Source organism: Streptomyces luteireticuli, assembly GCF_041519305.1.
Taxonomy (GTDB): Bacteria; Actinomycetota; Actinomycetes; order Streptomycetales; family Streptomycetaceae; genus Streptomyces; species Streptomyces luteireticuli.
Genome location: NZ_CP167927.1, coordinates 1,937,410 through 1,956,079 on the forward strand (window position 1 = coordinate 1,937,410; position 18,670 = coordinate 1,956,079).

Annotated in this window: 18 protein-coding genes; 6 read left to right on the top strand and 12 right to left on the bottom strand. The window is 72.4% G+C overall.

The annotated features are described in order from the left end of the window. Positions 1 to 121 precede the first annotated feature (121 nt). The 4 genes from AB8735_RS07835 to AB8735_RS07850 all read right to left on the bottom strand — a co-directional run bounded on the left by AB8735_RS07835 (position 122) and on the right by AB8735_RS07850 (position 3,402). On the bottom strand, positions 122 to 652 hold the full coding sequence (locus AB8735_RS07835; RefSeq protein ID WP_372406297.1) for a LuxR C-terminal-related transcriptional regulator: 531 nt from the start codon (positions 650 to 652) through the stop codon (positions 122 to 124). Between the two features lie 300 nt (positions 653 to 952). After that, positions 953 to 1,174 (bottom strand): ferredoxin, encoded by a 222-nt coding sequence (locus AB8735_RS07840; RefSeq protein ID WP_372406299.1) that lies wholly within the window; start codon positions 1,172 to 1,174, stop codon positions 953 to 955. After that, complete coding sequence (locus tag AB8735_RS07845; RefSeq protein WP_372406302.1) at positions 1,171 to 2,388, bottom strand: cytochrome P450; 1,218 nt, start codon at positions 2,386 to 2,388, stop codon at positions 1,171 to 1,173. The genes AB8735_RS07840 and AB8735_RS07845 overlap by 4 nt, the downstream gene beginning before the upstream one ends. A 372-nt stretch (positions 2,389 to 2,760) precedes the next feature. Next, positions 2,761 to 3,402, bottom strand: coding sequence for a TetR family transcriptional regulator (locus AB8735_RS07850; RefSeq protein WP_344029786.1), 642 nt, complete (start codon positions 3,400 to 3,402; stop codon positions 2,761 to 2,763). Between the two features lie 74 nt (positions 3,403 to 3,476). Between AB8735_RS07850 and AB8735_RS07855 the strand changes: the two genes are divergently transcribed. Then, the gene (locus AB8735_RS07855; RefSeq protein ID WP_372406304.1) at positions 3,477 to 4,412 is read left to right on the top strand and encodes an oxidoreductase; all 936 of its coding nucleotides are present in this window, start codon (positions 3,477 to 3,479) and stop codon (positions 4,410 to 4,412) included. Positions 4,413 to 4,502: 90 nt separating this feature from the next. On the opposite strand, the gene AB8735_RS07860 is transcribed toward AB8735_RS07855, so the two are convergent. Continuing rightward, the gene (locus AB8735_RS07860; protein WP_344029779.1) at positions 4,503 to 4,937 is read right to left on the bottom strand and encodes a DUF5997 family protein; all 435 of its coding nucleotides are present in this window, start codon (positions 4,935 to 4,937) and stop codon (positions 4,503 to 4,505) included. Between the two features lie 133 nt (positions 4,938 to 5,070). On the opposite strand from AB8735_RS07860, the gene AB8735_RS07865 reads away from it, so the two are divergent. The 3 genes from AB8735_RS07865 to AB8735_RS07875 all read left to right on the top strand — a co-directional run bounded on the left by AB8735_RS07865 (position 5,071) and on the right by AB8735_RS07875 (position 7,606). Continuing rightward, entirely contained in the window at positions 5,071 to 5,799 is a 729-nt protein-coding gene (locus AB8735_RS07865; RefSeq protein ID WP_372406305.1) for a LysR family substrate-binding domain-containing protein, read from the top strand. Between the two features lie 361 nt (positions 5,800 to 6,160). Next, entirely contained in the window at positions 6,161 to 6,784 is a 624-nt protein-coding gene (locus tag AB8735_RS07870; RefSeq protein WP_372406307.1) for a hypothetical protein, read from the top strand. A gap of 18 nt (positions 6,785 to 6,802) precedes the next feature. Then, the gene (locus AB8735_RS07875; RefSeq protein WP_372406309.1) at positions 6,803 to 7,606 is read left to right on the top strand and encodes a class F sortase; all 804 of its coding nucleotides are present in this window, start codon (positions 6,803 to 6,805) and stop codon (positions 7,604 to 7,606) included. Here AB8735_RS07875 and AB8735_RS07880 read toward each other — a convergent pair. The 3 genes from AB8735_RS07880 to AB8735_RS07890 are packed head-to-tail and all read right to left on the bottom strand — an operon-like array spanning position 7,601 to position 9,931. Then, positions 7,601 to 8,449, bottom strand: a complete 849-nt coding sequence (locus tag AB8735_RS07880) for a class I SAM-dependent methyltransferase (protein ID WP_344029769.1) — start codon at positions 8,447 to 8,449, stop codon at positions 7,601 to 7,603. The two genes, AB8735_RS07875 and AB8735_RS07880, sit on opposite strands and share 6 nt — an antisense overlap. A 13-nt stretch (positions 8,450 to 8,462) precedes the next feature. Further along, on the bottom strand, positions 8,463 to 9,275 hold the full coding sequence (locus tag AB8735_RS07885) for a polyphosphate polymerase domain-containing protein (RefSeq protein ID WP_344029767.1): 813 nt from the start codon (positions 9,273 to 9,275) through the stop codon (positions 8,463 to 8,465). Beyond that, the gene (locus tag AB8735_RS07890) at positions 9,272 to 9,931 is read right to left on the bottom strand and encodes a DUF4956 domain-containing protein (protein WP_344029765.1); all 660 of its coding nucleotides are present in this window, start codon (positions 9,929 to 9,931) and stop codon (positions 9,272 to 9,274) included. Before AB8735_RS07890 ends, AB8735_RS07885 begins: the two co-directional genes overlap by 4 nt. A 316-nt stretch (positions 9,932 to 10,247) precedes the next feature. On the opposite strand from AB8735_RS07890, the gene AB8735_RS07895 reads away from it, so the two are divergent. Beyond that, positions 10,248 to 10,673, top strand: coding sequence for a DUF779 domain-containing protein (locus AB8735_RS07895; RefSeq protein WP_372406311.1), 426 nt, complete (start codon positions 10,248 to 10,250; stop codon positions 10,671 to 10,673). Between the two features lie 7 nt (positions 10,674 to 10,680). Here AB8735_RS07895 and AB8735_RS07900 read toward each other — a convergent pair whose 3' ends face one another. The 4 genes from AB8735_RS07900 to AB8735_RS07915 form a co-directional block, all read right to left on the bottom strand. After that, the gene (locus tag AB8735_RS07900; RefSeq protein ID WP_372411794.1) at positions 10,681 to 12,894 is read right to left on the bottom strand and encodes a putative bifunctional diguanylate cyclase/phosphodiesterase; all 2,214 of its coding nucleotides are present in this window, start codon (positions 12,892 to 12,894) and stop codon (positions 10,681 to 10,683) included. A 5-nt stretch (positions 12,895 to 12,899) separates the two neighbouring features. After that, on the bottom strand, positions 12,900 to 13,748 hold the full coding sequence (locus AB8735_RS07905) for an SAM-dependent methyltransferase (RefSeq protein ID WP_344030087.1): 849 nt from the start codon (positions 13,746 to 13,748) through the stop codon (positions 12,900 to 12,902). A gap of 522 nt (positions 13,749 to 14,270) precedes the next feature. Then, complete coding sequence (locus AB8735_RS07910) at positions 14,271 to 15,803, bottom strand: amino acid permease (RefSeq protein ID WP_372406313.1); 1,533 nt, start codon at positions 15,801 to 15,803, stop codon at positions 14,271 to 14,273. A gap of 96 nt (positions 15,804 to 15,899) precedes the next feature. Continuing rightward, complete coding sequence (locus tag AB8735_RS07915) at positions 15,900 to 17,258, bottom strand: peptidase C39 family protein (protein WP_372406316.1); 1,359 nt, start codon at positions 17,256 to 17,258, stop codon at positions 15,900 to 15,902. Between the two features lie 633 nt (positions 17,259 to 17,891). Between AB8735_RS07915 and AB8735_RS07920 the strand changes: the two genes are divergently transcribed. After that, positions 17,892 to 18,494, top strand: coding sequence for a hypothetical protein (locus tag AB8735_RS07920; protein ID WP_344029756.1), 603 nt, complete (start codon positions 17,892 to 17,894; stop codon positions 18,492 to 18,494). Positions 18,495 to 18,670: the final 176 nt, after the last annotated feature.

The window sequence follows — 18,670 nt, forward strand, 5'->3', positions numbered from 1 at the left end:
GGGCGTACGGTCACAGGCCCGGGACTTCGCGTACGCGGGCACGCCGACGGGCCGGCGGGCGGCGCCGCGGGGGCGCCGCACCGGCCGGCCCGGTGGGACGTTCAACGGATCGGATACCCGCTCAGGCCGACGCCGCCGAGGCGATGAGCTGTGCCCGGGACGCCATGTGCGCCTTGGCGAGAACGTTGGAGACGTGGAACTTGACCGTCTTCTCGCTCAGGCCCAGCCGCCGCGCGATCTCCTTGTTCGCCAGCCCCCTGCGCACCAGTTGGAGCACCTCGGCCTCGCGGGACGTCAGCGGGGTGTGGGTGGGAACGGGCCGCAGCGGGCGCGGCAGTGTCGTGCGGACCAGCCGCATCAGTTCGCCGCTGAGGCCGGGCGAGATGTACCCGGAGCCGTTCGCCGCCCGGCGGACGGCCTCCACCAGCTCGTCCTCGGGATCGTCGCCGTGGACGACGGCGCGGATATTCGCCTGGGTGAAGCGGATCCAGTCCCCGGCGCTCTCCGCGTCCGCGACGACGACCACCACCGCGGCGTCCACATGCGTGAGTTTGTCCAGGTGCTGCGCCTGCGCCTCCAGCACCACGACATCCGGGTCCCGCGCCTCCGCGACCGAGATCAGCTCGACGATGTCCGCCGCCTCGCCGACCACCTCGATCGCCGGATCCCGTCTGAGGGCGCCCCTAATGCCCAGCCGTGCGTACGGATGCCGGTCGCATACAACGACTCGTGTGTGAATGTCACTGTCCAACGTGCTTTCCCCCGTGCTTTTGATGCGAAATTCATCTGCGGGCGGGAAACGCTATTGAGCGGCCGGTCGCCGGTCCGCCGACAATCCCCGCCCTTCGACCAGGTTTCCGCCCCCGAATACCGCGGAATTGGCCGATCATGCAGGACCTGTGCAGGACTTAAGTCCAGGAAGGACCGCGGCAGGCGCTCCCTCCTTCCCGCCTCACCGCCGTTCCGGCTCCTTCCGGCGCCTGAAGGCGATCGCTCCGACCGGGCAGAGCTGGACGGCGCGTTCGACCGAGCCCGTCAGCTCCTCGTCCGGCCATTCGTTCCGCACCAGCACCAGGCCCTCCGTGTCGTCCTGGTCGAAGACCTCCGGTGCGGCCATCACGCAGTTGCCCGACCCGGCGCAGAGCGGACGGTGGACCCTGACCTGCCCGCTCACCAGGTCACCGGCAGTTCGTCCAGCCCGAACGTCACCGCCAGGGGGCGCGTCGGGATCTCGGCCCGGGTCTTCACGGAGCGCAGCGTCGGGAAGCGGCGGGCCAGCTCGACCAGGGCGATCCGCAGTTCGGCGCGGGCCAGCGGCTGGCCGATGCACTGGTGCAGACCGAAGCCGAACGCCATGTGGCGGTGGGCCTCCTGGCGCAGCGGGTCGAACTCCTCGGGGCCGGTGAAGACCGAGCCGTCCCGGTTGGCCATCGCCAGCATCGCCACGACGCCCTCGCCCGCACGGATCCGCTGCCCGCCGATCTCGGCGTCCTCCAGCGCGAGCCGGGGCAGGCCGGTGCGCACGACGGTCGCGTAACGCAGCAGCTCCTCCACCATGTTGGGCGCCATGGACGGGTCCTCGCGGAGCGCGGCGAGCAGTTCGGGGCGCTCCAGCAGGGCGAGGGCGGACATGCCGATCATGTTGGCGGTGGTCTCGTGGCCGGCGACGAGCAGCAGCATGGCCATGCTGACGAGCTCGTCCTCGCGGAGCTCGCCGGTGTCCACGCGCTCGGCCACCAGCCGGCTGAGCAGGTCCTCGCCGGGGTCGGCGCGCTTGATCCCGATCAGTCCGGCCAGGAAGCCGGCCAGCGCGCCGAGGGCGGCGCCGATCTCTTCCGGACCCGACTTCCGGTCCATGATCACCTGACTGTGGTGCTGGAAGAAGTCGTGGTCGGCGTACGGGACGCCGAGCAGATGACAGATGGTCATCGACGGGACCGGCAGCGCGAACGCGGAGAGCAGGTCGACGCCCGGGCCGGCGGCGCGCATCCGCTCCAGCGCGTCCACCACGGTCTCCTCGATGAGCGGTTCGAGCCGCCGGATGTTCTTGATCATGAATTCGGTGGTCAGCATCCGGCGCAGCCGGCTGTGCGCGTCACCGTCCATGAAGATGAACAGGCCCGCGGCGTCCTTCTGCTCGGGCGGAATCGGATTCAGGACGGGGAAGCCCGGCCGGTACTGGTCGGAGCTGAAGCCCGGGTGCCGCAGCAGCTGCCGCACGTCGGCGTGCCGGGTGACCAGCCAGGCCCAGCCCCCGAAGGGGAGCCGCACCTTGGAGACGGGCCCGTCGAGGCGCGCCAGATCGGGCGCGTCCACCGGGACGAACGGATCGGAGTCCGGTCCGATGAAGGGAAATGCCGGGAGGTTTGAGGCAATCGCGGTACCCACGTCAACACCTCACAAAACTCGGTATTGGAAAGTGGGTTCAAGTTAGCAAGAAATGATCGCACGCAAGATCGAACAGTGGTGCAGCTCACAGAAGTTGCGGTTCCCGCTGCTCAAGGCTGTGCAATTCGGAATTTCGACGTCCGGCTGCACCGGACTTCCTTGCCGAGAATTTGCCCGCCAATGACCGCCCGGGGAAACGGCTTTATCTGGATTTGCCGGTCGCGGATTACGGACAGGGGGCTCGCGGCAAGCCCCGGCACTCCCGGGCACGTCGACGGCCGACGGGGTCAAGCCCCGTGAACCGCGGACGCGTTACCCGCCGGGGCCCGGCCCTCGGCGAAGCCGTGCGGGGCGCGGCGCCCCCGGGAGAACTCAGCCCCGCCGCTCGACGGCGTCCAGCGCCGGGGCGACGACGGCGAAGGCCCGGTCGGTGAGCCCGGCGGGATCCTGGGCACCGTCGCTGCCGCTCCACCGCTGGAGCACGACGTCGAACGCGGTCAGCGCCATTCCGGCGGCCAGCTGCGGATACAGGTCGGTGCCGGAGTCCAGGCCGAGGCGGCGCGCCAGTTCCTCCGCCAGGTCGTCGCGCCACTGCGCCTGGCGCTCCAGGAAGCGGGCGAGCAGGGCGGGCGTCCCCAGGATCAACTGCACCACGCGCAGCGCCCGTTCGGACTGCCCGGCGCAGGCGTTGACCGAGGCCCACACGGCGTTCCGCAGGGCGACGGAGGGCGATTCGGCCGGCGGACGGGCGGCCAGCTCGGCACGCATTCCGGCGCCCAGGTCGGCCAGGAACTGGACGACGACGTCCTCCTTGGACGCGAAGTACCGGAAGAAGGTGCGCTTGGACACGCCCGCGGTGCTCACGATCTCGTCGACCGTGACGGCGTCGAAGCCCTTCAACGCCAGGAGCTGCAACGCCGCTTCGGTCAGTTCGTCGGAGACGAGCTGACGCTTGCGCTGGGCCAGGCTGACTTCGGGACGAGGACTCACCCCACCATGGTAACGCCATGCCATGCATGGCACTTGGGTGCAGGTTGGCACTCAGGTACGTCTTGACACTCGGTGCCACCGACAGCAACATGTGCCGCATGACGCAACAGCAGCGCTGGACCGCCGCACAGATCCCGGACCAGACCGATCGGGTGTTCCTCGTCACCGGGGCCAACAGCGGCCTCGGCCTGGCGACGACCCGGGCGCTCGCCCGCAAGGGCGGGCAGGTGATCCTGGCGGTGCGCGACGAGCGGAAGGGCCGGCAGGCGGTCGCGGAGATCACCGCCGGGCAGCCGGACGCCCGTCTGGAGGTGCGCCGCCTCGACCTGGCGGACCTCGACTCGGTCCGCTCGTTCGCCGAGCGGCTGCGGGCCGACCATCCGCGTCTGGACGTCATGGTCAACAACGCCGGGGTGATGGCGCCCCCGCGCACGCTCAGCGCCCAGGGTCACGAGCTGCAGTTCGCCGCCAACCACCTCGGCCACTTCGCCCTCACCGGGCTGCTGCTCGACCTGCTCTCCGCCGGGCGCGACCCCCGTGTGGTCACGGTGAGTTCGGTCAACCACCGCAAGGCGCGCATCTTCTTCGACGACATCGACGGCGCGCGCAAGTACTCGCCCATGGGCTACTACAACCAGTCCAAGCTCGCCAACGCCGTGTTCGGCTGGGAGCTCCACCGCAGGCTCTCCGAGGCCGGCAGCCCGGTGCGCAGCGTGCTCGCCCACCCCGGCTTCACCGCCACCAACCTGCAGTTCAACGGCACGGTCGGGCTGGTGAAGCTGATGTTCGGCCGGGTCCTCAGCCCGCTGGCCCAGGCCCCCGCCGACGGATCGCTGCCCCAGCTGTACGCGGCGACCGCCCCGGGCGTGGAGGGCGGCCACTTCATCGGCCCGGACGGCAAGGGCGAGTTGAAGGGGGCGCCGACCCGGGTGGAACTGGGCGGCACGGCCTCGGACCCCGAAACGGGGCGTCGCCTCTGGGAGTTGTCGGAGAGCGCGACCGCCGTGTCGTACGCGTTCCCGACGACCGTCTGAACTCTCCTCCCCCGGCAGGAGGGTCGCTGTCCCCCTCCTGCCCCTCGTGTCCGCGGGCCGTCACCCCCGAGGCGGCCTGCGGACACGGCCTCAGCGGCGCTGCTTGCCCGCCGGCTTCCCGTCCTTCGCCCCGGCCTTCTCGTCCTGCTCCTTCAGGCGGGCCTTCTCCTTGACTCGGGCCCCTTCCTTGCGGACCTCGGCCTGAGTGGCGCGCTCCTTCTGGAGCCAGTCGGGGTTCTCCTGCTTCAGGGCCTCGATCTGGTCGGTGGTGAGGGCCTCGGTGACGCCGCCGCGGGCGAGACCCGAGATGGAGACGCCAAGCTTGGCGGCGACCACCGGGCGGGGGTGCGGGCCGTTGCGGCGGAGCTCGCTGAGCCACTCCGGCGGGTCGGCCTGGAGCGCGTTGAGTTCGTCGCGCGAGACGGCACCCTCCTGGAACTCCGCGGGGGTGGCCTCGAGGTACACACCCAGCTTCTTCGCCGCGGTCGCGGGCTTCATGGTCTGGGTGCTCTGGTGCGACTTCATGGGGTCCAGGGTATCGGGCGCGTGGGCCGGCACCGACCATGCCCGGTGCCGCATCGCCCCGGGGGACACCCCGGCCCCCCGGCCGCTCCTCGGGCCGCACCGGCGATGTGCGGGAGTCCCGTAATCTGGCCAGGTGACAGGCTCGGAAGCTCTCCCCTCGTTCCGGCTCGGGTACGTCCCGGGCGTGACCCCCGCCAAGTGGGTGCGGATCTGGCAGGAGCGGCTGCCCGACATCCCCCTGGAGCTCGTCCAGCTCCCCGCCGCCGACGCCCCCGGCGCGCTGCGGCGCGGCGAGCTCGACGCGGGGTTCGTACGGCTGCCGATCGACCGGACGGACCTCAGCACCATCCCCCTCTACACCGAGACGACGGTCGTGGTGATCCCCAAGGATCACGCCGTGGCGGCGGTGGACGAGGTGGCCGCCGGGGAACTGGCCGACGAGGTCGTCTTCCATCCCCTCGACGACACCCTCGACTGGGAGCACCCGCCGGGGCGGGCCGCGATCGAGCGCCCCGCCACCACCGCGGACGCGATCGAGCTGGTGGCCGCGGGCGTGGGCCTGCTGTTCGTGCCGCAGTCGCTCGCCCGGCTGCACCACCGCAAGGACCTCACCTACCGTCCGGTCACCGGCGTCCCGCAGTCGCGCGTCGCGCTGTCGTGGCCGGAGGAGGCGACCACCGACCGGGTGGAGGACTTCATCGGGATCGTCCGCGGGCGGACGGTCAACAGCACCCGCGGCCGTCAGCAGGAGAAGAAGCCGACGGCCCGGGAGAAGGCCAAGGCGAAGGAGCAGCGGAAGCGGGCCGGGACGCCCGCCCGCCCCAAGGGGGACCGGCGCGGCAAGCCGTCCAAGCGGCGCTGAGCTCCCGCGGGGAGCCGGTGGCCCTCCCGAAGAGCTCGGGAACGACCGCCGGGGCGACCCGGCCCGTCGCCACGGCGTACGCCTGCGCCGCCGCCCGGCCGGCACGCCCGGCCCCGACGGCTGAGAGGGGGTCAGGTCGGCCCGGACCGAGGCCGGGCGCGGCCCCGACTCCGTCCGGTGGACGGCCCGCCGAGCCCCGTTGACACCCCGCGCCACACCGCAGACCCCCCGATTTCAGTCGAAATCCACGGGCGTGCCCACTCGGTCGGCCCATGTTCCTTACCGAATGGAGCAACAGAACTACTCTGCGGATGCTCCGCCCGGGGTGCCGGGTGAACCTCGGATCAAGGAGGTACACCCAATGAAGTCAATTCGTACCGCTCTCTGCGGCACCCTCACGGCAGTCGCCGTCTGCGCGGCTCCCGCAGCCGCCTTCGCCCTCGAGGCATCACCCACAACCGGCCAGGTCGTCAAGCACTGCGACCGTGACGACCACGGCTGTGGCCACGACGGCTGGGGCCGGGACGACCACGGTCGCGACGACCACGGCCGGGACCACGACGGCCGGGACGACGACCACGGCCGGGACCACGACGGCCGCGACGACGACCACGGCCGTGATGACGGCTGGGGCCGGGACGACCACGGTCGCGACGATCACGGCCGGGACGACCACGGGCGTGAGGACCACGGCCGCGATCACGGCCGGGACCACGAGGACCACGGGCGCGACCACGACCACGGTCGCGACCACGGCCGGGACCACGACCACGGCCGGCACCACGGCGACCACGACCGGGGCGACCACCACGGCCGTCCGCACGGCTGGTCGCACGCCGGCGGCGGCGCCACCGCGAAGGTCGCGGCGGCCGAGGACTCGTCCTCCATGGGCACCCCGGTCCTCATCCTCGCGGGTGCCACGGCGGGCATCGCCGGTGGTCTGATCTGGTCCCGTCGCCGCGCGGCCCACACGGTCAAGCGCTGACGGAAAGCGACCGGAATCATGTCAGAGAAGCGCACAGGTGGTTTCGGCCGCCTGCTGACAGGGGCGGCCTGGCTGGCACTGCTGCTGGCCCTGTGGCTATGGGGCCACGGCATCACCGAGGAGCCGATATCCACGGCTCCGCTCACCGGTGACGTCAAGCCTTCCGGCCGCCCTCCCGCGCACGGCCTGCCCCCGGCACTTCCCCCGCTGCCGGGGGCGGGCCCCCAGGCCCTGGCCATCAGGGCCCTGGGCCTGCGGGCCCCCATCGAGGGACACGGGCTCGACCCCCAGGGCGGGGTCGAGCCCCCCGCGTTCAACCGGCCGGGGGCCGTCGCCTGGTACAAGGACGGGCCCGAGCCCGGCACATCGGGGGCCGCCGTCCTGGTGGGGCACGTGGACACCAAGACCTCGCGCGCCGTCTTCTACGAACTGAGCTCCGTCCGTACCGGGATGAAGATCACCGTGAGCCGCGCGGACGGCACCACGGCCGAGTTCACGGTCAGCGACGTGTCCGTCGTCCCCAAGGACCACTTCGACGCCGACCGCGCGTACGGCCGCACGGACACCAGACGGGCCGAACTGCGCCTGGTCACCTGTGGCGGCGAGTACGACCGCCAACGGCACGAGTACACCGCCAACGTGGTGGTGTCCGCCTACCTCACGGGCGCCGGGAAGACCCCCGCCCCCGCGAACACCCCCGTGCCCGCCCCGGTGAAGAAGCCCGCGCCACAGCCCGTGCAGCCCGTGCAGCCCGTGCAGCCCGTGCAGCCCGTTCCGGACGCGGACGACGACGGCAACGCCGGGGACGCCGACGGGTCATGACGGCCGCCGGGCCCGCAGCGCGAACATGTGCGGCACCTTCGGCTCCGGTTCCGGCAGCCGCCACCAGCCGCTCGCGCCGTCCCTGACCATCCGCTCCAGCCGGGGCCACGGCAGCAGGTCCGTCTCCCGCAGCAGGTCCACGGCCAGACCGGCCCCGACGACTGCGGTGACGACCGCACCGAGGCCGTGCCGCCACTCGTAGCAGGTCGTGTCGGCCGTGAGCGGCGGACCGTCCGTGTACGTCCGGGAGCTGTCGCGGCGCAACGCGCCCCGTCCCTCCAGGTAGTCGTGGCGCAGCAGCAGTTCGCCCTCGCCGGGACCGGGCACCGGCCCCAGCGCGTTGAGCAGCGGGTGGAACTCGACCACGTAGAGCGTGCCGCCGGGCCGCAGCAGCCGGGCGACGGTCCGGGCCCACGCCGTGAGATCCGGCAGGTAGCACAGCGCGCCCTTGCCGGTGTAGACGACGTCGAACCGCCGTCCGTCCAGCGCCTCGACGGCCCGGTGCACGTCGGCGCGGACGTACTCCACGTCGCGTCCGCGGGCGGCGGCCAGGCGGCGGGCCTCCGCGACGGCGGCGGCGGAGAAGTCGAGGCCGACGGTGCGGGCGGCGCCCCGCTCGTCGAACGCCTGGGTCTCGGTGCCCAGATGGCACTGGAGGTGCAGCACGGAACGGCCCGCCAGGTCGCCGAGGTCGTCCCATTCGAAGGGGGCGAACCAGTCGTCGGCGGACCGGGAGCCGTCCAGTCCGTAGAAGGCGCTGGCGATGTGCACGGGTGTCCGGGCGTCCCAGTTGCGCTCGTTGACCCGCAGCATCTCCTCGGTGGGCGGGGGCTCTGCCGTCATGCGGGACTTCCTATCATTCCCGGCCCGGTGCCGGGAAGGCGCTGCCGGCCGCGCGCCGCCAGCGGTTGCCGGGCAGCGCGGGGCGCAGCGCCGCGAAGGCGCCGCAGTATTTGGTGAAGACGGCGGGCCGTATCCCGTGGGCGTGCAACACCCGGTCGGCGTCGGTGAGATGGCCGGCGCTCTTGGTCTCGACGAGGACGATCCCGGCGGCGCAGCGCGCGGTGGCGCCGGTGCGCAGGTCGGTGCAGAGGAGCCCGGCGTCGCAGGTGACGCGCTCGCCGTCGGCCACCAGGGTCGCCCTCAGATAGTCGGTGCTCAGGGAGGGGGCGAGCTCGCGGGGCGCGTCGATGCCGTAGCCCTCGCGCAGGGTGGTGGCGAGGTAGGCGCGGTACGGGGCGTCGAGGGGGGTGTCGGCGCCGGTCAGGGGGCGGCGGTGCTTGACGGTGTCGCCGCGCCGGCCCTTGAGCTTGATCTCGAACTGCCGCTCCCCGCTGTCCTGGTAGACGCGTTCACGGATCTTGAAGCGCAGCCGTCTGCCCTGCCGGTGCTCGTGGAACGAGCGGAGCTGCGGGGTGTCGTAGTAGACGGAGTGGTAGCGGAAGGCACGCCGCTCGTCGATGGTCAGGGCACGGAAGGGGCCCCCGGGTCTGCGGGGGTCGGTGAGGCGGGCGACGAGGTCGGTGAAGACGGGGGCGGGGACGAGGTAGCTGCGGTCGAAGCGGGTGAGCAGTTCGGCGCGTTCGTTGACCTCGGCCAGGGTGATGGGCCGGGCGGCGCCGACGGTCCGCGCCAAGGGATGGGCGGCCGTGGGGACGGCGGTGCTCATACGGTCTCCCAGGTGTGCGTGCCCGTGCTCGTCCCCGTGCTCGTGCCGGTGCCGCGGTGCAGTGCGCCGGCGGCCTGCTGCTCGACGAGGACGCCGGGCGGGAACTCGCGGTAGCGGACGTCGACGACCATCAGGTCGCGGACGTAGTCGATCTCCATGACCGTCCAGTGGAGCGGTTCGCCCAGGCGGCGGGCCAGGTCGGCGCGCAGGGCCGCGGGGTCGGCGTGGACGGCGTCCAGGGTGACGAGCGTACGGCGCGAGCGCGGGATGAGCCGGGGGTGGTCGGCGACGTAGACCACGGCGAGCAGGACGGCGCTGAGCGCGGCGGCGTACGCGAGGCCCAGGTTCGGCAGCCCGCACAGCAGGCCCAGGACCAAGGTGCTGAAGTAGTAGGCGACTTCCTCGTGCTGCACGGCGTCGGAGCGGAGCCGGATGATGGACAGGACGCCGAAGAGGCCCAGGCCGAGCGCCGTGCCGCCCGACTTCCCCACCTCGGTGAGGGCCGCGACGACCGCGAACAGCGCGACGTTCAGGGCGAGATAGGCCGGTATCAGGTCGCGCCGGCGGTGGCGCGGATGATAGATGGCGAAGGTCAGCAGGCCGACCGCGAGCAGGTCGAGCCCCAGGTGGGCGGCGAGGTGTCGCACGGATTCCACGGTGTCATTCCTCCCTCTGCGTCTGCGGCGATCACAGACACCAGGGAAACGGTGGGTGAACAGCTCTCCCATTCGAGCGAACCATGCGGATCCTTGACGGAGTTGTGCAGGAGCTGTCCGGATCCTGTGGAAGCCCGTCGCGTTCGGCCTCCTTGCGCGGGCTGCGACGCCTGTGCTGTGTGAGGGACGGGGAACGACGGGTGGCGCACTGCGTCCGGTTCCCGCCGCTGGACGTCCGGTGACCCTCTGGTGCCCGGACCATGGCCCGGGCAATCTGAAGGGAACCGCGGCGGACCCGTCATCGGAGGGAGGCCCCATGGACCCGGCGCACCCGCGCCCCGCAGGCGCCCCGTCCCGGGTGGCGCTGACCCCGGCGGCGGCCCTTCTGCTCCGCCGGCTCGGCGAGGAGCACGGGCCGCTGATGTTCCACCAGTCCGGCGGCTGCTGCGACGGCAGTTCGCCGATGTGCTTCCCGCGCGGCGAGTTCCGCACCGGCGGCTCGGACGTCCTCCTGGCGGAGCTGGCCGTGGCGGGCCTGGAGGAGCCGGTCGGCTTCTGGATGTCGGCGGACCAGTTCGCCTACTGGCGCCACACCCACCTCACGGTGGATGTGGTGCCGGGCCGGGGCGGCGGCTTCTCCCTGGAGGCACCCGAGGGGGTGCGCTTCCTGATCCGCTCCCGGCTGCTGACGGACGAGGAGGCGCGGCAGGCCGTCGCGGGTGTGCGGCCGGACGGTGAATGACGAGGCGTCAGTTCCGCGGGCAGGACGCGGCGTCGGCCAGCGAGAGCGTGTGCAGCCGCTCGGGCGGGCCGGGGCGCGCGTAGTACCAGCCCTGTCCGGTCTCGCAGCCCAGTATCCGCAGCCGGTCCGCCTGCGTCCCGGTCTCCACGCCCTCCACCGTCACGGACAGGTCCAGGGTGTGGGCCAGGGAGACGATGCCCTCGACGATCTTCACATCGACGGGGTCGGCGGGCACGCACTGCATGCCGCGGGTGAAGGAGCGGTCGAGCTTGAGCGTGCTCACCGGCAGCCGGCGCAGATAGGCGAGGTTGGAGTAGCCGGTGCCGAAGTCGTCGAGGGCGATGTCCACGCCCAGGTCGGCGAGTTGGCGCAGCGGGCGGAGCTGCTCCTCGTCGGCCCCGATGAGGGCGCTCTCGGTGACCTCCAGACAGAGCGCGGAGGGGTCGAGCCCGGCGTTGTCGAGGACGGCGACGGTCTCGGCGACCAGGGCGGGGTAACGCAGCTGCGAGGGCGAGAGGTTGACGTTGACGCGCAGCGGGACCCGGCAGCGGCCGTCGTTGCGCCAGGCGCGGGCCTGGCGGGCGGCCTCCTCCAGCACCCAGCGGCCGAGGGGGACGATCAGGCCCGTGCTCTCGGCGAGCGGGATGAACTGGTCGGGGCCGAGCACCCCGTGGACCGGGTGGAGCCAGCGGACGAGCGCCTCGGCGCCGCGCACGGTGCCGTCGGAGAGGCGGACCAGCGGCTGGTACTCGATGAAGAACTCGCCGTTCTCCAGGGCGCCGGGCAGGCAGTTGGTGAGGTCGTGGCGGGCGATGGTGCGGGCGTCGGAGTCGGCGTCGGCCAGCTCGTAGCGGTTGCCGCCGGCGGCCTTGGCCCGGTACATGGTGATGTCGGCGCTGCGCAGCACCTCGGCCGCGTCCGCCTCGCCCGCCCGTCCGGCCACGATGCCGATGCTGGCCCGCACGGACAGGTCACGGCCGTCGAGGCGGATGGGGTCGGCGAGGGCGGTGAGCATCCGCTGGGCGAGCGCGGTGACGTCCCGCTGGGCGGCGGGTCCGGTGGTCAGCGCCACGAACTCGTCGCCGCCCAGGCGGGCCACGAGCTCGTGCGGGGCGGTGGCGCAGCCGCGCAGCCGCTCGGCGACGGCGACGAGGAGCTGGTCGCCGACGGCGTGGCCGAGGCTGTCGTTGACGGCCTTGAAGCCGTCGAGATCGAGGTAACAGAGGCCGAAGTGGCCGTGGGGGCTGCCGGGTTCGAGGGAGCTGCCGAGGCGCTCGAAGAAGAGGGTGCGGTTGGGCAGGCCGGTGAGGTCGTCATGGGTGGCCTGGTGGCGCAGCCGCTCGTGCAGCAGGCGGCGCTCGGTGATGTCCTCCATCATCGCCAGCTGGTACTGGGGGTGGCCGGCGGCGTCGCGGAGCAGGGAGACCGTGAGGTCGGTCCACAGGACGCTGCCGTCCCCGCGGTAGTAGGGCTTCTCGACGCGGTAGTGGTCGCGGTCGCCGCGGACCAGCTCGGCGTAGAGGCCCCAGACCTCGGGCGCGTCGTCGGGGTGGACGAGCTCGCCGACGTTGCGCCCGGCGATCGGGGCGTCCAGGGTGCCGAACATCCGGACGAGGGCGTCATTGACGTCCGTGATGTTGCCCTCGACGTCCGCGATGCCCACGCCGATGGCCGCGCCCTCGAAGACCGCGCGGAAGCGCGCCTCGCTGGTGTGCAGGGCCTGTTCGGTCTCGGCCCGGGCGGCGAGCGCGGCGCGGGAGATCGCCTCCTGCTCGGCGAGGGTGCGCTCGCGCAGCTCGCGGGCGAAGCCGGCGGCCAGGGAGTGCTGGAGCCGGGTGCAGCGGGCGCGGCAGTCGTCGGCGGGCACGCCGCTGTCCGGCGGGCAGTAGAGCACCAGATAGGCGTCGATGGCGCCGAGGATCAGGGGCAGGGCCTCGGGGTCGGTGCAGTGGCCGCGCACCAGCTCGGCGCCCACTCCGGCGCCGGGCGCCGGGTCGAAGGGCTGGGCGTGCAGCGCGTCGCGCAGCCGGCCGGCCAGCGGCAGCAGGTACTGCTCGAACTCGGCCCGGCCCAGCGGCGCCGAGGTCGCGGGGTGGACCGCCCGGCTCCACAGCGCGGCGAACCGCCGCAGCCGCTCCTCCTGCACCGCGCTGTCGTCGACGGGCGGGACGGTGAACGGGAGCGGCTCCGCACGGCCGCGCAGGACGCGGCCGTGCCGCATGCCCGTCACGGCTTGCGCCCCACGCCGGCCACCCCGGCGAACCCCGCCGCCAGGACGGGGTCGGCGCCGCCCGGTCCGTGCACGGGGCCGTCTCCCGGGTCCGGCCGCCACAGCGGCATCGGCACCAGCCCCGGCTCGACCATGGTGAAGCCGTCGAAGAACCGTGCCACTTGGGGGTGGTCACGGGTGCACAGCGGCGACCCGATGGTGCGGTAGACGTGCTGCACCTTCTTCACCTTCTCCCCTTCCTCGGGCTTCGCCTGCCCGGCGTCGGTCGATGCGTGGGTGAGGACGAGGAGGCTGCCGGGGGCGAGGGCGTCGCGCAGCTCGGCCACGAGCGCCCAGGGATCGTCCTCGTCCGGCACGAAGTGCAGGACGGCGACGAGGAGCAGGGCGACGGGCCGGTCCAGGTCGAGGAGGCCGCCGACCTCGGCGCTGCGCAGGATCTCGGCCGGTTTGCGCAGGTCCGCGGAGAGGACGCCGCCGTGCTCGTTGCCCTCCAGGACGGCGCGGCTGTGGGCCACGGCGACCGGGTCGTGGTCGACGTAGACCACCCGGGAGGCGGGATCGGCCTCCTGGGCGGTCTCGTGGACGCTGCCGAAGGTGGGGATGCCCGAGCCGATGTCGAGGAACTGGGTCACGCCGTGGCCGACGGCGTGGCGCACGGCGCGCCGCATGAACGCCCGGTTGGCCTGCATGATCTTCGGCATGCCCGGGAACGCCCGGATCGCCCGCCGCCCGGCCTCGCGGTCGACCTCGAAGTTGTGCGAGCCGCCCAGGTAGTAGTCGTAGATGCGGGACACGCTCGGCACGGACAGGTCGATGCCCTGAGGGGCCCAGCCGGGACGCTCCATCACTCTGTCTCTCCAGCTCATCGCAGGGGGTGTAGAGGGGTCTGAGCAGAGGCTACTGATCGTTCGTTCGAATGGTAGAAGCAAGCGGAAATGGGCGGTCCGCATGTGACCGCTGTTTCCTCTTCGACTCCAGCAGGTCTGCGGTTCGGCGTCGTTCAAAACCACTCGTTCGCGTGAGATGCGTCTCTGTTTGCCGTAGCAGATGATTCCGTCTTCACGACCGCGCCTCGGCCATCGCGTCGGCGTACACCCCTCCGTCCGCCGGCCCGTACGGAACGGGACCATGTCTCGCATTATTGATCACATCATTGCCGACTACAGCAAATGATCATGGACTGCCGCCCCCTGCGCAAGGGGCGCGTCCCGGTTCGCGAGGGCGCGCGGACGCGCGGCGGGGACCGCCCCGGGCGTCTGACGCCGGGAGTGCGGCCCCTGTCGCTACCTGTGATGCGGACGGGAGGTTTACCACGCCGCACCCCGGGATGCGCCGGACCGGCGACGGGCGGCGCATCCCCGGCGGAACTATGGGACCGGCGCGTCCGGTCCGGCCACCGCCCCGGCCACCCCGGCCGCCCCGGCTGCGTTCCTGGGGTGGTGCGGGTCGAGGAACCACCGCCGGGCCGAGACCAGCCACCACAGCCCCGCGGAGCCGAGCACCACGGCCACCGCCACGGGCGCGTAGTTGAAGGTCTCCAGGGTGACGGGATGCACCTGGGGCAGCATGAACAGCACGGTGATAACGGCCACCCAGCCGACCGCCACCCACCCCACCGGCCGCGACCAGCGCCCCAGGTGCCAGGGACCGCGCTCGAACCGCCCGCCCAGCCGCAGCCGCAGGAAGGTGGGGATCACATACGCGATGGAGAGCCCGATGGTGGCGATGCTGGTGACGGCCGCGTAGGCGGTGGTGTTGATCAGATACGGCAGGCCGAGCACGAACGCTCCCCCGGCCGCGAGCCACACCGCGTTGGCCGGTGTGCGGGTGACCGGGTCGAGCCGGTGCCAGACGCGGGAGAACGGCAGCGCGCCGTCGCGCGAGAAGGCGTAGATCATACGGGAGTTGGCGGTGACCGACGCCATCCCGCAGAACAGCTGGGCCCCGATGATCACCAGCAGCAGCGCCTTGCCGAGCCCCGCCCCCACCGCGTCCAGCAGGATCTGGGCCGGCGGCACCCCGGTGGGCGACGCCAGCGCGCCCGGATAGCTGTCGATGGCGAACGTCACCGCGAGCAGCAGCACGAACCCCGCGATCCATGACGTCCAGATGGACCGGACGATGCCGCGCGGCCCGGCGACGGCGGCGTCCCGGGTCTCCTCGGTCATGTGCGCCGAGGCGTCGTAACCGGTGAAGGTGTACTGGGCCATCAGCAGGGAGAGCAGCCCCACATACACCCCAGAGTCCCAGCCCGTCCCGTTGACGAACGTGCCGAAGACGAACGACGCCGGCCGGTGGTGGTCGGGGACGACGGTCAGCGCGACGGCGATGACGAGCACGCCGACGACGTGCCACCACACGCTGACCCCGTTGAGCACGGCCACGATCCGCACGCCGAAGGTGTTCAGCACCGCGTGCAGCAGCAGGATGACGCCGAACAGGGCGATGGTGTGGCCGGGCGTGGCCGCCAGCCCGAACTGCAGGTCCAGATAGGCGTTGAGGAACGAGGCCGCGCCGAAGTCCACCCCGGCGGTCACCCCGATCTGCCCGAGGACGTTGAACCAGCCGGTGAACCACGCCCACGCGGCCCGGCTGCGCTCCGGCGCCATGCGGTGCGCCCAGAAGTACAGCCCGGCGCTGGTCGGGTAGGTGGAGCAGACCTCGGCCATCGCCATCCCCACGAAGAGGGTCATCAGGCCGACCCCGACCCACCCCCAGGAGATCATCACGGGTCCGCCGGTGGTGAGCCCGTAGCCGTACATCGTCATGCAGCCGGACAGGACGGAGACGATGGTGAACGACACGGCGAAGTTGGCGAACCCGCTCATGCTGCGGGCGAGGGTCTGCCGGTAGCCGAGCTGGGCGAGGCGTTCCTCGTCGGAAGGGGCGTCACGGGTCACGGGCATCTCCCTCTCGCTGCACTCACTGCATTTGCCAGAGACATGACAATCGATCATTGCCCAGACCCACGGCGCGTACACCCCTGCCCGCCGCGTCTAGACGATCCCGAGCTGCCGCAGCACCCTGCGCTGCTCCCCCGAGAGGGAGAGGGGGAAGTAGAGGTAACACACGCCCCCGGAGCCGCTCTTGACCCGGCCCTGGGCGTCGTGCCGCTTGGTCCGCAGCCAGATGTTCTCGAACTGCCGCCGTTTGTAGATCCGTTGGACGGCGTCGTCGGACGGGGACGCCGGATCGTTGGCGACCACATCACCGGTCCGGGTGAAGCCGACGACGCACATCAGGTGCCCCGCGGTGCCGTAGCCCGCGCCGTCGAGCTCCGAGGCGAGGAAGGACTGCGAGGTGATCACGGGGATGCCCGCACGGATCAGCCGCTCGGCGTCGGCCAGCGAACGCAGCCTGGTCACGACCCCCTGGAGGTCCTGGTACGTGGCCGCGTAGGCCGCGTTGAACGGCCAGTTGCCGCACCCCTTGTACTGGTGGTCGTAGGTCATCCGGGCCGCGTGGCAGACCTGCGGGTCGGCGTAGTCGGGATCCACCCAGTCGAGGTCGGCGCGGCTGGGCCGGCGCCCCCAGTACTCGACGACCATCTCCGAGGAGGTCGGACTGCACCACGCCTCGCCGCCGTTGTCGTACTCCGGGTACTGCCCCTTGTGGATCTCCTGCGAGTAGCGCGGCACGGCCAGCCGGTGCCCCGCCCCCTCCCCCGGCCGCGAGGCGGGCACGGTGAAGCGGTCCGGGAGGTCGGACCCCATGGCGCCCAGCCGCCAGACCATGGGCGTCAGCGAGGTGCCCGGCCGCCGGAAGAGCGTCAGACGCAGGACGTACGAGGCGATGCGGACGCCCGCGGCCGGGTCGACGGCGACGGTGTCCGTGGACACCGAACTCCTGCCGTCCTTCTGCCCGTCCACGGAGGTGCGCCGGATATCGCCCCTCCCGTCGCCCGAGGTCCAGCGGCCCATCACATACCAGGGGCTGTGGCTGTGATCGGTGTACGCGGCCCGCACCTCGGCCTGGATCCAGGTACCGGCCGGCGTACGGGCGTTCCAGGAGACGACGAGCTCGGTCGCGGGGGCGGGGAGGGTGTGCACCGGGGAGACCCAGGTGGCGTACTCCCAGCGGGACTTGGCGCCGCCGGCGTGCGGGTCGGCGTACTCCAGGGTGCCGGCGGGGCGGTCGATCACCACCCCCGGCCGGTGCCCCTCGCGGACCGCCACGCCCTCACGGGTCCCGGCCTTCCAGTCGGCGAGCGTGGTCCAGGCGTGGTAGCCGACCGCCCCCGAGGCGGAACGCCTCCGCCCGCCGGGCGCGGCGGACGCGGCTTCCTCGGGGAACGCGGCGGTGGCGGTGGCGGTGAGGGCGAGGGCTGCGGCGAGGACGGTGCGTCTGCTGGACATGGCGTGGTCTCCCGGTGCGACGGCACGACGGACCACTATCCCGGTGCGGGCGCCTCGGGGCCAGCGTCGTGAAGGGTGTTGCCCCGGGCTGATTTGCCCCCGGCCCGCCCTTTCACCGTTTCTTCCGGGGGCTCCGCCCCGGGGCCCGGCACCGCGCTGCCGCGCGGTGGGCGGGGCTCCGCCCCCTGCCCCCCGGCGGGGGCTGCGCCCCCTGCACCCCTGCTCCCGGGGCTCCGCCCCTGGCCCCCGTTGTCGCGGCTCCGCCGCTCGTCCTCAAACGCCGGACGGGCTGAAGTGGCGCGCCCCTGCCTGAAAACCTCACGCCGGAAATCCTCACGCGGGAAATCCGGCCCGGGCGCACAAACCAGCCCGTCCGGCGCTTGAGGACTCCGCCCGAAGGGCGGACGGGGCCCGGGGTCTCCCCGGAAGAAACGGTGAAAGGGCGGGACCGGGGCACACACCCAACCCACCCGGCACCTGAGGACAACGCCCGCAGGGCGCTCCAGGGGCGAAGCCCCGCCCACCCGCGCGCAGGCAGCGCGCAGCGGGGTACCGCAGGGGCGCAGCCCCTACGGGAAACGGCGAAAGGGCGGGGTCGGGGAGAACCCACCCACCACCCCATAGGGTGAAGCCGTGCACGACCCCACCACCCCCACCACCCCCCTAACCCCCCTCGCCCACCACATCCGCACCCACCCCCCCACCCTCGGCCCCACCCGTCTCGTCGCCATCGACGGCCACGCCGGCTCCGGCAAGACCACCTTCGCCGCCCGCCTCTCCGCCGCCCTGGGCCGGGCGCCCGTCCTCCACCTGGACGACCTCGCGACCCACGACGAGCTGTTCGAGTGGACGGACCGCCTGACGCACTGGGTCCTGGACCCGCTCTCCCGTGGCGAGCCGGCGCGTTACCGCACCTACGACTGGGTGGCCCGGCGCTTCGGCGAGGAGCGCCGGCTCCCCCCGGCCCCCGTCGTCCTGATGGAGGGCGTGGGCGCGGGCCGCCGCGCCCTGCGCCCCCATCTCGCATGCCTCCTGTGGATGGAGTTGCCCCGCGAGGACTCCTGGGACAGGGGTCAACTCCGCGACGGTCCGGACCAGGCCGAATTCTGGGACGGGTGGATGCGGGCGGAGCACGCGCATTTCGCGGCGGATCCCACACGCCCGTACGCCGAACTCCTGGTACACCAGGGAAACATGGGGTACGAGTGGCTGCCGGGACCCCACAGGACCGGCTGAACCCCCCCTCATCCCTACGCTCCGTAGCCGGATTCGCCGGCACCGGAAGGCGACGTGTGTCCGATACCCGCCCACGCCCCCAACTCGGCTTGACCCCGGGGCCGTACAGGACTTACGTTCTGAATGAGCGGCCCGGCAAAGCCGCTTGTGGACACGAAGCCCCCGGTTGTTCCCCC